At 52.4% G+C, this 14,020-nt stretch carries 22 protein-coding genes; all 22 read right to left on the bottom strand.

Translation table 11 applies throughout. The annotated features are described in order from the left end of the window. Window positions 1–134: 134 nt before the first annotated feature. Window positions 135–548 (bottom strand): hypothetical protein, encoded by a 414-nt coding sequence (locus FDW98_RS05635; protein ID WP_137398775.1) that lies wholly within the window; start codon window positions 546–548, stop codon window positions 135–137. A gap of 8 nt (window positions 549–556) precedes the next feature. Further along, window positions 557–988, bottom strand: a complete 432-nt coding sequence (locus FDW98_RS05630) for a hypothetical protein (protein ID WP_016156265.1) — start codon at window positions 986–988, stop codon at window positions 557–559. A 10-nt stretch (window positions 989–998) separates the two neighbouring features. Continuing rightward, the gene (locus FDW98_RS05625) at window positions 999–2,501 is read right to left on the bottom strand and encodes a DUF3383 family protein (protein WP_137398774.1); all 1,503 of its coding nucleotides are present in this window, start codon (window positions 2,499–2,501) and stop codon (window positions 999–1,001) included. Further along, window positions 2,502–2,990, bottom strand: coding sequence for a hypothetical protein (locus tag FDW98_RS05620; protein WP_137398773.1), 489 nt, complete (start codon window positions 2,988–2,990; stop codon window positions 2,502–2,504). After that, window positions 2,987–3,343, bottom strand: a complete 357-nt coding sequence (locus FDW98_RS05615; protein WP_137398772.1) for a hypothetical protein — start codon at window positions 3,341–3,343, stop codon at window positions 2,987–2,989. The genes FDW98_RS05620 and FDW98_RS05615 overlap by 4 nt, the downstream gene beginning before the upstream one ends. After that, window positions 3,340–3,912 (bottom strand): hypothetical protein, encoded by a 573-nt coding sequence (locus FDW98_RS05610; RefSeq protein WP_137398771.1) that lies wholly within the window; start codon window positions 3,910–3,912, stop codon window positions 3,340–3,342. Before FDW98_RS05610 ends, FDW98_RS05615 begins: the two co-directional genes overlap by 4 nt. 19 nt (window positions 3,913–3,931) lie before the next feature. Beyond that, entirely contained in the window at window positions 3,932–4,294 is a 363-nt protein-coding gene (locus tag FDW98_RS05605) for a DUF4054 domain-containing protein (RefSeq protein WP_137398770.1), read from the bottom strand. Between the two features lie 14 nt (window positions 4,295–4,308). Then, window positions 4,309–5,277 carry a major capsid family protein gene (locus FDW98_RS05600; RefSeq protein WP_137398769.1) on the bottom strand — a complete coding sequence of 323 codons (969 nt, stop codon included), beginning with the start codon at window positions 5,275–5,277 and terminating at the stop codon, window positions 4,309–4,311. A gap of 3 nt (window positions 5,278–5,280) precedes the next feature. Then, a complete protein-coding gene (locus FDW98_RS05595) occupies window positions 5,281–5,772 on the bottom strand; it encodes a hypothetical protein (protein WP_137398768.1) in 492 nt (163 codons plus the stop codon). Continuing rightward, window positions 5,769–6,917, bottom strand: coding sequence for a DUF2213 domain-containing protein (locus FDW98_RS05590; protein ID WP_137398767.1), 1,149 nt, complete (start codon window positions 6,915–6,917; stop codon window positions 5,769–5,771). The genes FDW98_RS05595 and FDW98_RS05590 overlap by 4 nt, the downstream gene beginning before the upstream one ends. A 3-nt stretch (window positions 6,918–6,920) precedes the next feature. Next, window positions 6,921–7,772, bottom strand: coding sequence for a phage minor head protein (locus FDW98_RS05585; protein ID WP_137398766.1), 852 nt, complete (start codon window positions 7,770–7,772; stop codon window positions 6,921–6,923). 7 nt (window positions 7,773–7,779) lie between these two features. Continuing rightward, window positions 7,780–9,072 carry a DUF1073 domain-containing protein gene (locus FDW98_RS05580; RefSeq protein WP_137398765.1) on the bottom strand — a complete coding sequence of 431 codons (1,293 nt, stop codon included), beginning with the start codon at window positions 9,070–9,072 and terminating at the stop codon, window positions 7,780–7,782. Continuing rightward, a complete protein-coding gene (gene terL, locus FDW98_RS05575) occupies window positions 9,072–10,490 on the bottom strand; it encodes a phage terminase large subunit (protein WP_137398764.1) in 1,419 nt (472 codons plus the stop codon). Before terL ends, FDW98_RS05580 begins: the two co-directional genes overlap by 1 nt. After that, window positions 10,456–11,454 carry a terminase small subunit gene (locus tag FDW98_RS05570; protein WP_103798112.1) on the bottom strand — a complete coding sequence of 333 codons (999 nt, stop codon included), beginning with the start codon at window positions 11,452–11,454 and terminating at the stop codon, window positions 10,456–10,458. Before FDW98_RS05570 ends, terL begins: the two co-directional genes overlap by 35 nt. Window positions 11,455–11,457: 3 nt before the next feature. Next, entirely contained in the window at window positions 11,458–11,646 is a 189-nt protein-coding gene (locus FDW98_RS05565) for a hypothetical protein (protein WP_103285385.1), read from the bottom strand. A gap of 127 nt (window positions 11,647–11,773) precedes the next feature. Next, a complete protein-coding gene (locus FDW98_RS23790; RefSeq protein WP_213083821.1) occupies window positions 11,774–11,938 on the bottom strand; it encodes a YnfU family zinc-binding protein in 165 nt (54 codons plus the stop codon). Between the two features lie 83 nt (window positions 11,939–12,021). Beyond that, window positions 12,022–12,225, bottom strand: coding sequence for a hypothetical protein (locus FDW98_RS23585; RefSeq protein WP_096757380.1), 204 nt, complete (start codon window positions 12,223–12,225; stop codon window positions 12,022–12,024). After that, window positions 12,182–12,454 carry a hypothetical protein gene (locus FDW98_RS05555; RefSeq protein ID WP_096757381.1) on the bottom strand — a complete coding sequence of 91 codons (273 nt, stop codon included), beginning with the start codon at window positions 12,452–12,454 and terminating at the stop codon, window positions 12,182–12,184. The genes FDW98_RS23585 and FDW98_RS05555 overlap by 44 nt, the downstream gene beginning before the upstream one ends. Then, entirely contained in the window at window positions 12,451–12,993 is a 543-nt protein-coding gene (locus FDW98_RS05550; RefSeq protein ID WP_049041746.1) for a glycoside hydrolase family 108 protein, read from the bottom strand. Before FDW98_RS05550 ends, FDW98_RS05555 begins: the two co-directional genes overlap by 4 nt. After that, a complete protein-coding gene (locus FDW98_RS05545) occupies window positions 12,993–13,268 on the bottom strand; it encodes a phage holin family protein (protein ID WP_049041753.1) in 276 nt (91 codons plus the stop codon). The genes FDW98_RS05550 and FDW98_RS05545 overlap by 1 nt, the downstream gene beginning before the upstream one ends. Further along, a complete protein-coding gene (locus FDW98_RS05540; RefSeq protein ID WP_049041756.1) occupies window positions 13,265–13,663 on the bottom strand; it encodes a putative holin in 399 nt (132 codons plus the stop codon). Before FDW98_RS05540 ends, FDW98_RS05545 begins: the two co-directional genes overlap by 4 nt. Before the next feature lie 128 nt (window positions 13,664–13,791). After that, complete coding sequence (locus FDW98_RS23580) at window positions 13,792–13,980, bottom strand: hypothetical protein (protein WP_060683644.1); 189 nt, start codon at window positions 13,978–13,980, stop codon at window positions 13,792–13,794. Window positions 13,981–14,020 lie beyond the last annotated feature (40 nt).

The raw sequence follows: 14,020 nt of genomic DNA, 5'->3' as shown, positions 1-14,020 counted from the left end.
TCGTCTACCGGGGTGGGGTCAGTCCAGTTCGAACTCGAGCATGTCCAGCAACTCGGGGGTATCCAGTTTTATGAGTTCTGAATAAGAGCCATATCCGGCCTTTGAAAGCGCCAGATACATACTCATTTCATCGCTTATGTTCGAGGATTTAACGTAAATTTCTGAACGTCTGGAGCTTCTGAACGTGAGTTCATATTGCTCCCGCCCATAAAAGGCAGGCTGATAACCTGAAGCGCTGTTGTGATTAGCATGACGTAATCACCAGGAAAGGATTCGAAGTGTTCAGGCTGCTTGGACAGTTGCACACCGTCAAACAGAACGTAATCGAACATCAGGCGTTCAATTTCCTCAAATCGCTCTGAGTCCAGAAACTCGAGGGACTGCCGCGATAACTCAGAGGCAATGCCTGTGAAGAAGGCAAAAACCTTGCGGCGTTTTTTGTGTGTCATCGCAGCAAAGTCGTAGCGGTTGCCGTTAATCTCAGCAAAACCGTCATCGTAGACCGCCTTGATCATCTCGAGTGCTTTTTTCTGCTGTTCTTTAGACATATCTGGCCTTATACGTTACGCACGACATTGCGGTACTCAATGGTGTATTCCATCAGTGCGTTAACGTCCTGGTTGTTTTTGGTTTGCGTCGGTTGTGTGGTGATAGAACCGGCCTGTAGATCGTAGGTTTCCTTCAGTGCCGCGCCGTCGCGCACGAACGACTCTTTAACTGAGCCGTTAAGGACAACGGGGATCGCGGCGTTACGCTGCTGGTTAAGCCAGATATCATCGTTAGAAAATTTCTGGACACGTATCACCATCACATGCACCCCGGCATCAACACGCCCGGAGATTGTGACGCCGTTATTCGCACTATTGGCGCGGCTTGTAAGCGGATTGGATGGCGTCAGCGTGACGTAGTCCCCCGCAGCGATATCCGTGATGATTCGCCCATTCAGAACGATGGTCGCGGTATCTGCACTGATAACAATCTGAGACATTTACCGCTCCTTATTTATTGAAATTGATGATGATATCGGCACTGTGAACAGCACCAGCATTCTTCACTGCAACCTGAACAACCGGAGATTTGCGTTCCTGCCTGTCTGCGGTTGACTGGTCTTTCAGATCACCGGCCAGCACGTAATACCCGTTTTGCTCGATATTTCGCAGAAACATTTCCCGATCCCCAAAGAAGTCAGGCAGCGTCCAGGCACCCGGATTGAACACACCAGCACGAACAAATCCGACTGTGGTCTTTTCAACACAATCCTCTAACTGATCGACACCGTAGTAGGTTTGCGGGACTTTGGTCGGCGTGGTTTTAAGGAGATTGAAGGAATCCGTCTGCACTGCGTCAACGTAGGCCATCAGGTTATAGACGTTGTCCACAAAATCATTGGCACCGCTCGACAGCACACAGGGAACGTCTTTAATCGTGGTGTAGATGTCGAGACCTACGCGCTTCGCTTTGTCGATCTCCGTCTGCTCATAACTTTCAGCCGGCACGTTCATTGTTTTGAGGTGCAAAGTGATTGCGGTACGCTCTCCGTTGAAATTGACGGTGTGTGTGCGGGCCATATAACTAACACCAAATTTCCGGTTGCCTGCTTTGCTGTAGAGCATGCGGAAATTACTCTGGCTGGCGAGAGTGACCGCCCATGCCGGATTAGCCGGATCAACTTCCAGAGCAGCGGAGCCGGTAAACGTCTCATACACGATTACCGCATTCGCTTTAGCCCATGAAGCGATCAACGGCACCTGCGCATCGAGAATTTTGTCGATGAAAGCCGCGCCTTTTACGTTGACCTGCGCTTTGAGTTTACTGAGAGACTCCAGCTGCGTTTCAGGTGAAATCTTCACTAATGCGCTACCGTTAGTCTGTGATGCACCAGAACCCTCAGCAATAGCCAGCAGATCACCAATAAAAGAACCACCGGCGATCGCTTTCGAAAAACCAACCACAGAGTTAGCCCCTGTTGATTTGCTGGTGATCACTATACGGCTACCATCAAAAACAACCGATGCAACTGCTGGAGTGATCTTCGTCTGGATTTGGGCGATAACATCTGCCAGTGTCGCCGCCGTCATGCCATTAATTGCGGTCACATCGTGCTTCGTGCCGTCAATCTCAATACTGAATGACCAGTCAGACTTCTCGCGTAACGCTGGCAGTACGACTGCCTGAGAAATCTCACCGCCACGCAGTACACCGCTGGTCGCAGGCAGCGTTTCCCCGGCAGCATTCCAGTAACCGACAATCAGCGTGCCGCCCGCGGATACCGGGTTAGGACTGGTCCCGAAAAACACATTCGCAAAAGCTGCGGTGACCGAAGAAGCCCCCCAGTCCTGTTCGACAGCAGGTGCGCTTTTGTAAGAGCGCCAGCGCTCTGCGGTGATCAATACCCCCGTCTGGCTGGTAAGAATTGCGCAGACGTTGATGTTATCGCGCGCCGCCGCCCGCCCCTCTTCGAGAAGCGTCACATTAATGACGTTATTAATTGATGCCGACATTTATTTGTCCTCTAAAAATTGAAACTCCGGCGTATCGATGCGCAGTCTCTGCACGTCCCGCGCAGGGGCATACTGAACATTGAAACTCAGGTGAACACGGTTGCCGTGGGACTGTCCCAGGAGTTGCCCCACATCGATGATGTTTGAGACGGCCATGATGGTGAGTGAATGCGTGCGGCGCAGTTCGTTGGCGTGCTGGCTTTCACTCAGCATCAGGAAGCTTTCAGCGTTGACGTAAGCCTTATCCCCGTAAAACTCCAGGGCAATCGCGTGGCTCACTGAGGCGCTATAAGTCATCACTTCCGCGTCACCATTAAAGCACTGGCCCCGGGCCAGCACTGATTGCGGTAGTGAGCCGTTGACTACGATATAATTGGTGGAAAAGTCGGAGGCCTGCACGTTCCGTCGGTCGAACTTGATCAACTGCTCGTCGTAGTCCAGAAGGTCACGCACGAAACGCGCGACCGCTTTCAGATGGGGTTGTGTCATGACGTTGGCACCAGTAGCGGGAGCCGGGTTTCCTCAGCTATGACGGCGCAGAATCCATAATCCATGTAATCAGCCGGGGACACGACCTTGTAGTCCTTCCCGCCCCTCTCGATAAACTGACCGGTTTCAATTTTCAGCCGCGCGTGAATCAGCAGATACTCTTTCGACCAGTCCAGACTATCCAGCGTCAAATTCTCTTTATTCGCACTTTGCACCACCGCCAGAATGTCCTGGCTGCTAACAGTCACGGACGGTTCAAAATCGATGGTGGTTTCAGTACGGGTTTTGAGTTTTACAGGCTGTTCCCAGCCGATTAACGCGTCGCTCATATCAAGGTCTGATAAGTCGCTCACTTACGAACCTCCCATGTTATGGCACCACGCAGGGCGCCTGTATCGATTAATGGCGCGGATGAACCCTTGGCCTTTTTAGTCGCCGTCTTGATGTCGGGCCACGTCCCATATCCGGCAGTCTCAAAGGCTTTCACGCTAATATTCCGCGCAGTGGCCCCTATCAGGTTTAACGCGGTAGTCGCATCCATTTTCCCGGAGCCTACGGCTTCACAGGCCTTTTCGATTGCCCGGTTAATTTCAGACTTTTTGAGGGTGAATGGAGCGCGAAGAAAGGAGCGTTCGGGAATGGTTATCTTGTGGGCTGTCGTAAAGCCGCTAACCGGTCCCATAAAGGTCTTGCGGGTAAAAGTAGCTTTTCCACCGGTTGCCATATACCCCGTCCCGCCAGGGTGATCGATTTCAGCACCGAACTCGTGAACCGCCCCGATCTCAATTATCGATGTTCCGTCATCGTGGGTTTTATTTCCCACCTTGCCCGCTGGCAAACCTACTGCAACGTAATGCGTTTTCATCGCCTGCAGGTTCTTCAGGTATTCGGTGGTAAGCTTTAGCGTTTCTTCCGGAGTCATAAAAAACACTCCCTGTTAACTACCGTATCGCCAGCACATGCACACCTACCAGCTTACGAAGCCTCAGATACTCCTGACCGAATGAGCTTGAGCCGTACCCATCATGGCTGGTCCCAAACCCGGCATCGGGCGCAGAGTAGCCCAGAGACACGCCTGCAACGGATCGGCTGGTGATTGTCTGTAGGGGTTTCCCGTTACTACTTCCAGAGGGAGTGAGCGCGCCAGCCGCATACAGCAGATGCGCCGCTAAAGCATGAAGCCCTTGTTCATAGAGCTTGTTCCATACCTTGCGGCTCATCTGGTTTTCTGCATCCTGTAGCGCCCCTTCTATGCGAGCAGGGGCAACACTGGCGAACTCGGGGTAACGAACGGTGAAATCCATGCTACCCCCTGTAATTACTCTGCCGGAGAGGATTTGTAATCCACATACACCGCGGACTGCGGCTGTTTCCACATCGCGCCACCGAAGGCAGAACGATAGCCACACTCATATGTCAGTAGATCACGCTGTCGTGCCGCCAGCAACTCCGGCATATGCACTTCCATTTCGATGTAATCGGCTTCGTAGGTGTAGATGGCCAGGCGGGTTTTGCCCGATTTGATTCCTACTGCGTAATTGCTCGGGACTTTCACGAAAGTAATGTTGAAGGACTCATTACCAGAAGCCTTACGCAGCGCCGCCATAATGCGATCCATCGCCGCAATCGGCAGCAGGTCAGTACCCACAACGATCGGGTTCGGGTCGAATTTCTGCATGGCGAGCATAAAGTCGCTGGCGTCCATTGCGATATTCGTCGGCTGAATGCGATAGTTGGATTTGCGCCAGGCCACGTTGTAAGCATCCAGTACCAGCTTCACGAACTCATCAGAGGTCATGTCTGTAATGGTCTTTCCTGATGAGTCAGTGACGAGTTGAACGCTTTTGCCTGTCAGCAAGCCTTCCTGCCCTTTTACCCCCTGGTGGCCGACGTAGCCCGCATACTGAATTGTCGCGAGGGCGTTGGCATACAGATCATCCTGCTTTTTCGTCTGCAGGTTGATGTTGAGGCGAGCGATTTTCTCCAGTTCCTGCTGAGTCCAGGTTGCGGCTTTAGCCCACTGGCCAACAGGAGCCTTCAGCCATTCAATATCGCTATCAATAGTTTTCAGACTGTTGGTTTTGTTACCAATGATGCCGTCTTTAACCGAGCCCATCACTTCAGACACACCGAAATCAACGTAATCAAGTGAGTAATCTAGACCTTCTTTAACCGGAAGGGCTTCACCGATGTTGATCTCCGGCAGTTCTTTTTCCTGCAACTGCGTGTCACGCTCGGTGAGCGCCTCCTGCAGCACCTCTTCAAAATCTGCTGATACCATTGGCATTTGTTATGCTCCTTCCGCTGGCTGAGCTGCCTGCTGTACGTAACCGAGGGTGATAGCCACGCAGTTATTACCCGCGCTCACATCTTCCACCCAGTAGCCCAAATCAATGTTGCCGGCTGCTTCTGTTGTCACCTTCCCGGCATCGTCCCCCGTCGCCACGATGTAAGCCGCCGCGCCACGAGTAAAATCAGCGTCATCGACTGTCAGCGCGCCAACACAATCGCCGTGGGAAAAATGCCCAACGTTGACCTGTTTATTATGCGGCGCACCATCACCGTAAATATCACGCACCACAATCCCATGAATGCGTTTGCCAGCAGCGAGAGGCATTACGCCGCCGTCCGGGTTGACAGCTACAAACGTGCCGTAGGGCAGCGTTGTTTCGGTCAGATTCTCTTCCCCCCAGACTTTGTCGTTAGAGCTGGAGGCGCGTTTGATTGAACCCGGTTTAATAGTGCCGTTGGCACCATCCCAGTCAGTAAAAGACATAGTTATTTACCCCCAAGGCGTTGAGTTGCGGTTTTTGTGCTTTTGTTCGCGGAGTCGTTAAACAGATGAGCACCAATTTCACTGCGTGGCTTCGAGGTGGCCTGAATGGCTGCATAAGCCGCACGGACTTCGCTGTCAGTCATTGCTTTGACCTCAGCATCGTTAAATGCTTTAGTGCTCACCAGTACGGCGGCGCGCACGTCACGCGCTGATTTGGCATCATTGAAGCTGACTTTAGGGAAGCGGGCTTTCGCGTCTGCCAGTGTGGTGCTGGTTTCATTGCCGGATTTCAGCTGCTCCAGTTCTTCTTCCAGCGCTTCAACCTTCGCTTTCAGATCGGCGTTTTCGGTTTCCAGCGCGGTGATTTTCGCGTCCTTGTCGTCACCACCACCAGCAGATGGATCGTCATCGTTTGGCGATGGTGCTCCCGTCATGCCTTCCAGTTGTGTTTTAAGGTCAGCGAGTTGCGCCAGCACTTCCTGAGCCATTGCCGTCGCCTCGTCAGTCCCTTGCCCCTGGAGTTCTTCCAGTGCTTTTTCCAGCGCGGCGATCATGCCGACCAGTTCGTCAGGAGTTAGCGCTGCACCGTCCGCATCCTTCAGTTTTTTGCCCTTCAGGAAACTCAGGGCGTCAGTTAATGTTTTGAACATCGGCTTACCTTTTTTGTCGTTTAACTTACACTGAGGCCCGTAGCGCCCCTCTGCCACGCCCGCGACATGATTGCCGCGAATGTTGATGTGGTAATACTTCCCGCCTCTTTCCTCGAGTTCAGCAGGCTCATATCCAACGGATACTTCACGAATCCCCGTTTCTTCCAGCGTCTTAATTGCAACGGCATCCGTCAGAAAAACGTCGCAGACCACCTCACCGCCCTCGATACGGGTATTGGCGATATGACCGGATGCTTTGTCTTTGTGGTCTGCTGCGGTGACTTCCCCGTCGTCGGGGTGCGTTATGGTGAACGGGAGGCCATTGAATGAAGCGAGTGTTTCAGGTTTTGATAATTCGTCGAGGGTGCGGACAACGGTGATTTTTTTGTTGGCATCGCTGCCAGTTAATCCCAGTTCGTGACCGTAATATTCAATCGGCCCTGCGCGGGTGATCGTCGCAGTGGTAATCACATACCCCTGCGGTGTTCGTTTCCACTTCATTGATTAATCCCATGAGACGTAAGGGTGAGGCAGGCACCGGCATTGATAGTCTTCTCCTGGCTTACCGATAAATGCTCCGAGAGTGGAGCGTTTCTTCCACGTTTTACCGCCGTCGTCTGAATAGACTGTCGGATCCGAATATTTGCAAAGCATGCCGTTCAGAACGGAATGGCTTTCCCGTTCGCGTTCATCGCCAGTGCCGCCCCACTCATACAGGTCAAGACCAAGAGCAACATTTCGTGCTTCAGTCAGGTCTGCGTTCAGTTTTGAGGTCTGGTCACGAGCGATGAACCTTGCACGATTGCGGGTGACCTCCCCACGCTCCTTAATCAGGTCAATGAGGTTTTCATGTCGGCCACCGTCTTTCATGTTGTCGAAAACTGCCGCGCCGATATCGTGAATAAAATCGGTATGGATGGATGTAATCAGGTCAACGTTGTCACTGACAGCCTTTTCCATTTCTGTCTTTATCGCGCCATCGCCGAACATCCCGGTCAGGTCAATTCCAAATGCCTGAGAGAATGTGCGCTGCGTCTGTTCTTTGTTCTGCAAGTTCGCACGTGCAACGAATCCGGCAGAGAGTCGGGCGGCGACCTCCTGAATTGAAATGCTCGCTAATCGCTGCATGACTGCCGCAAGGCGCGCTGTAATCGACAAAGGAGTGATATCGGGTGCATCGGTGAGTGTGGGCTTGTCCAGCTCGTCCAGGAGTGTCTGAAGCATGCTATCGACAAACTCAATCAGCCTGTCTCGATACCAGACCTCTGCGCGCTTACTGGCGGTTGGTGGACGCATTCGCCGGCGACGCGGTTTCAAACGTCCCTGCTTACGCTCAAGAAGCAGTTTTAATTCCATAATCCCCTCAGAAGCCAGCATTCGCCCCGACGCTGACTATCGCCTTGATTTCAGCTTCGGTAACAGTCTTCAGCACGCCGCGGTTTACCATCTCCCTGATGGCAACCTCTTCCGTCAGAATTGACGACGTTACCAGCGTATTGAAGCCCGTCGCATACTGGCTAAACCGGTTAGCTTCGTCAGCCTCGTTAATGCTGTCGATTGTCGGATATTCGTAGGTAAGGCTTTCTGTGATGGCGAGTTTGTCCAGTGTGAACTGGTCGGCGAAATCCTGCATAGGGCGAAGCCTGGACTCCTGCAGGCCGTTAATCGTCTCGTAATAGGATTTGTTATCTTCCTCGCCGCTGCTGAACCCGCTGGCCGACTCACCAAACAGAACCGTTATCGGTCTGTCCAGCGCCCCGGCCAGTACAATCGCCATTTTGCTGATCACATCCGACAGCCCGGTAAATTGCGCGTTTTTTTGCTCATAGCGCCCCTGCGCCTGAGTATCACCAGCATCAATCAATAACATCCCGGTTGAAGATTTGGTGTCCTTCATCACCCTGGCGTACTCGCGCACCTGTCCTTCCTGACCCGCTGCGATCTGGTTATTCATGCCGGGGATAAACAGCACATCGACGTTTGCCTCCTGAATGGTGTCGCCGGTGCTCAGAATTGCAGTGTCGAACGTTTTGATGTGCTCGTAGGGCGCCTGTAGGTCTGACGTGCCAAACTTGGCGCGGTCCTTGATGCTGTGATTTCCAAGCTTCGTTCGGCAGCAGCGGGAGTGGTGAAACCTGAGTTGCTTTGTCCCGACATCAAGTTGATACGTCAGCGGTTCACCAAAACAGTCCGAACGTATGTCGGTGATGACATTACTGTCCGGCGTGTACTCCCCTTTACGGAACACCAGAAATTTAACGATATCTTCGCTCTGCAAATTGAGCGGCAGGGCTATCTGGTCATCGGCACAATCAGTGATAGCCACGATTAGCGAATCTCCCAGCAGGGAGGCCCATCCCAGCGCGCTGTGAAAGACTGCGTTCAATTTCAGTTCTTTTTCAGCATCAGCGATGCGCTTGGTTATGGAGCTATCGACATCGCCCGAAAATTTACGGGGCAACTTCAGCATGTCGTCGGCGGTTTTGTTGATGTACTTTTTAACCACCCACGATTTTTTATACATCGCGAGCAGCTCTTTATCAGGTACGTCAGGCTTACTGCTGCTATACCGCACTGCGCCAATCTTCTCGCCGAGCGAGGTCATTAAGCTAACCAGGCCATCATTCAGACGACCAACGATATTTTTTCTCGTCATTACATGATGTCCAGTGGGCTGAGTGTTTTTCTCTGATACAAATCGCGTAACCCCTGCGTCATTGCATCGACAACGTCATCGTTCGCGCCAACAGGGAACGTGGTAATTTCCTCAACCGTCTCGGTGATCCACGGAGCGATGTCTTTATGGGGAAGGAAAACGTTACCCGCTTCCCATACAGCGGTGATCGCATGCGCCCTCGCAACTTTACTGCCGTCCGGTTCGACAGGTACGAGACCTGCCACTGTGTTTTTCAGTGAATCAATAACTGCCGGGCCGTTGGCCTTATCCTCCACCAGCTTGCGCAAACCTTTGGGGAATTCGTCAGCCATGCGTTTAACGGCTTTAAGCGTTGCGGTGAAACTCATGCGGGCTCGTACCTGATGAAGCAGATAAGCATTGGCGCCCTTTTTACCCCATACCTGACCGACAACGTAGTCAGTACCTTCGCTGTCTTTAAACGTCATATCCCAGCTGTGGATGACGATGTCGAAGTTGGTCGGCAAGTCTTTCGGGAGGTAATACTTGATCCATTCGTCTTTGAAAATGGAGCCACCAGCCTGTTTTGGTGACTGCTGATACATCGCAGACCAGAAGTAATCCCCTAGAATGGTTTTTGTTTCGAGCAGTTTTTCTTTTGGGTGCAGCTCTGGCACCAGCGCTTCACCCTGCTCGTTGATTGCAGGGAACGCCAGCACCTTAGCGCGTGGCGTGATTTCCACTACACGCCCGGATAAGTCATCCGTCGCCCAGCGGGTCGCCATGATGATTTCGCCGCTGTTTTTCGACAGACGCGTTTTAAACGTGGAAACGTACCAGTTCCAGATAGATTTTTTGGTCGTCGGGCTGAGTGCTTCTTTGGCGTTTTTTATCGGGTCATCGATGATACCGAGATCGATTTTCTTACCTGTTAACGGGCCGCCTACGCCCGCACAGACATACGTTCCCTTATGGTTGGCTATACCGAATTCGTCAGTGTTACGCTTTACGGCCACACCATCAGCCGGCTTATTTCCCAACCAGGCACCCGGAAATATGTTGCGGTATTCCGGCGTGGACATAATGCGCTGAACATCGGCGTTCATGTCCCCGGCAAGGTCAGCGGAGTACGACAAAGCGCCCACGCGCATTTCAGGATATTTTCCGAAGAAATACGCTGGCAGGTAACGCGAAACGATATCCGATTTACCATGCTGCGGCGGCGCACCGAGAATCAGTATCGGGCGCAGCCCGTTCATCATATCCAGCAGGAACTGATCCAGAGCGTCGCAGACCGTCTGAGAGAACTTGCTGGTGATGTATTCGGGGTTTATGTACTGAATGAAGTCGTGGAGGCTTGCTCGGGCACTGCGCCGCTTGAGTAGTTCCCTGGCTGCTGCCTGTTTACTTACCGCCGATAATTGCGGCGAGTTGCTCATCAGTGAGATCCTCCGCACTTACAGAGTGGCTGTGCTGTATGGGCTCACCATTCGGGCCACTTAACTCAGTTTTGGTTTTCAGCATTCCGAGGTGCTGTGCGACCATCTTCATAGCCTCATCCTGATTGCGAGTGATCATTTCAAGGCCAAATTTGCCCTCTTTAATCCCGGCAAAAAGACGGCGTTCTGCGCCCTTCAAATCTCGCGTATCGTGGAAAACAGGACGGCTCAGACCAACGCCATTGCAGCGGGGGCAATCCGGGTTCGGGTCCAGTGTGCCGTCGTAGCCGTAGCCGCCCGTATCCTTAGGCTGTATGGCACCTTCCTTCCCCTTAACCTTTTCTTCCGCCTCTTCAAACTCAACTGCATCGCGCCACTGGTAGTTAAATCCGAGCCCCCAGCAGTAACGGCAACAGCCGCGGTGATGCTCGGTCAGTTGAGTAGCGTCTGCCGTCGCAATGTCCCACCACCATTTCAACACTTCGTCTTGTGTAACTTTCACTCTTCGCGAACGTTCATCCAGCGCGTCGCGAATTGCCTGGCTGACCTTAGCATTCCTTAGCAATCGAGAGGCGTTAACGTAAGCCGTATTACCTTCGCCTTTGTAGCCAGCCCGCTTGTATGCAGCGGTCCTGTTCAGATCGAGAAGATACTCTTCGACAAACCTGATCTGCATATCGTTAAGGCCGTAATTGCGCAGGTTGAAGGGTTGCGCACTTTCCGGTATATCGGTCTGCGCATCAGTTGGGGATTGCTCATACTGCGCAGTGGTAGGGGCTTGTTCAGTCTGCGCATTGCGCACTTTCTTTTGCGCAGTTTTTTGCGCAGTTGGCTTTTTGATGTAGCGCCGCGCAGATGTGTAATTCAGTCCCTGCGCTTCACACCAGTCTTTTGGTGATACGCCGGTTACGGCATGATCGGACAGGAACCGTTGCTGAAGCACGCCCCAGTCCGGTTTGCTCATTCATCACTCCATTGTTGATCCTGTGGGCTCTACCGTCACTTTCTGGGTCATGCCATGCTTCACGATGAACGCAGCCACCTTTTCGTAATCAGGCTCGCGCTGCATCAGCATGCAGAACAGGGTCAGCGTTTTGATATAAACCGGCAACCACCATTTGGCTTTGAGTTCGACTAACAGCTTGCAAATTGCCATTGGTAACTCCGCTTATCCCCTACAGGGTATATTTACGATTTATCCGCTACAGCCATTACGATGGGTCTGCCCATAGTGATGGCAATAAAAAACCGCCCGTAGGCGGTTATATTCAGCAGGTCGCATGTTATCTGTGAATGACAAACAGTGATTTGCATTGAGGGCAGAGCAACGGTAGTTCTTGCCGTACTTTTGTGGACGGGTGGTTCGAGTTATGGCCGCATATCGGGCAAGCCACTGTTGTTTTGGTCGCCGCTTCAACGCGTTTAAGTGCGTAATAGAAGAATGACATATTTTTAACCCCTCTAAGAATGAGGTCTATCATACCACGATTGATTATTTTTTAATCTAAAATAGCCACAACTTAGCACTTAATCACCGAGTTAATAAACTGCTATCGGTTGGTTGTTTGCAGTTCGCCTGCCACGATTTGTTATGCGCCAGGATGTCGCGCTTCGTCTGACGATCCATCACTTGGATGTCGTGCTCAGTGAGGCGAATCGCACTCACCCAGTCACAGCCGGTATCGATGACCTCAACCTTTGCGGGTCCAGTTTGAGCGCAGCTCACGATCAACATCGTCATCAGGCATATGGCTAACAGTCTGTTGTACATTGCTGGCCTCTCTGGTTGCTTCGACGCGACGTTCTGCGGCTGCTTTGGTGGCTGTGGCGTTATCATCGGTACGCTGTTTATCCGATTTGGCTTCAGCCTTTTCGCGACCACGCATGCTGCCCAGGCCAAAAGCGCCGAGCACCATAATGATTGCGAAGCCGATAGAAGCCAGAATAGCTTTCAGTTTCGTCATAGACTCACGCGCTCCCGTACCCAGCCATACACAAATGACTCGTTAGCCGGGCGCTGTTCTGCCAGTTCGAGATATCGTTGACCCTGGCTGCAGTTCAGTCCGCGGAGCAATACGGATTCCCCTTCACTTCCGCGTTTCGCCAGAAAGGATTTAAGGGCGCTGATACTTCGCGGGCCAATCTGGCCATCGGCGATCAGATCGGGATAGAGCTGCTGCTGGTTATTGAAGACATTCAGCCAACGCTGGAACCATTTCACCTGCACTGATGGCCCCATATTCACGCCGGTGTCGCACAGTTCGGCAGCGATGACCGGCGACACGGTAGCTACCTGGTCGAAGCGTGGACCATACCAGTAATCAGCCTCGAGTATTTCGAGAGCTTGCTGCCGTGTCAGGTTACGCATATCACCGGTATAGCCATGGGCGCGTGCCGTTGCCTGAGTGATGCCCCAGTTTGTCGGGCCGCCCTTATCGTTCGGGTGATTAACGTAGCCACCCTCTTTGCCGAGAATGCTGTTGAAGATATCGTCTTTGGTCATCATTCAGCCCTTACGACTTTTGCCAGATTGCCTTTGGCACGCCAGACAGCAATACATATGGCCAGGTTGAGGAATAACTCACCCGGGTCAACGTTACTGTAACGCCCGAGAAGAATACGGAAAGCGGTGAAGCCAGCCGCCAGAATCAGCAGGTAAGCCATCCACGCATAACTGGGTCGGTGTGTCTTCCCGGCTTTACTGAAGAACATCAGGCGCACCACGATCGCCATACAGATGATCGCGTTTGCGTCCAGGATGACGGAATGCCATGTCATTTCCCTTCCTCCTCCAGCCCGGGCATCTTGCCGCGCCGTGATTTGGCGACGATTCGAAGCAGGACTGCGACGGAAATGGAAGCGGATACCAGCGCACCGACATTCGGTGAAACTTCGATACTGACTGGCGGCTGCAACAACCCGAGGGCTGTGTTGATTACCCCGGCGAGTATCTTTGCCATGGGAACGGAGAAGAACACGCCCCCCATGAATGAGATGACCGCGAAGAGCATCTGCTTCCAGAGTTGATGAGGCTCTGAGGTCAGCACATACATTGCCGCCCCGGCAAGCGCACATAACATTACGCCAGGCGTCGCCTCCGGGAACATAGTGGCGAAAGTGATCCCTACCGTAGCGGAGGTCACCCCACTGGCAATTGTGATTGGCTCAGACATAGTTATTCCGTGTGTAGAGGATCAGACTTCACGGGCTTGATTTATCAACAAAGCACGTAGTGAGTGATATCCGTGAGCCTGAAATGAAAAAGGCCGCCACGCGGCAGCCTCGAAGTAAGTACGGTTGTTTACAATGGTGGAGAGAGAGGACCTTCTAACACATCTGCTTCACCGTTATGGCAAATGTCATCGCCTCTGGTCAGATGCCAAACACCTGTGATTATTTTCCCCGTTTCCAAGTCATCAACAGTGTCATTCGTGTAGTACGCTACCTGTACAACTCCGACATGCTGAATCCAGTAATACCCTTCTTTCATAAGCTCCTCCGCGATACTCAGCAGATAGTATAGAGCGGCA

The organism is Citrobacter sp. wls711, from assembly GCF_005281055.1.
Lineage (GTDB): Bacteria > Pseudomonadota > Gammaproteobacteria > Enterobacterales > Enterobacteriaceae > Citrobacter > Citrobacter gillenii.
Note: the sequence above shows the minus strand (reverse complement) of the source record. Positions and strands in the feature narration are given on the sequence as shown.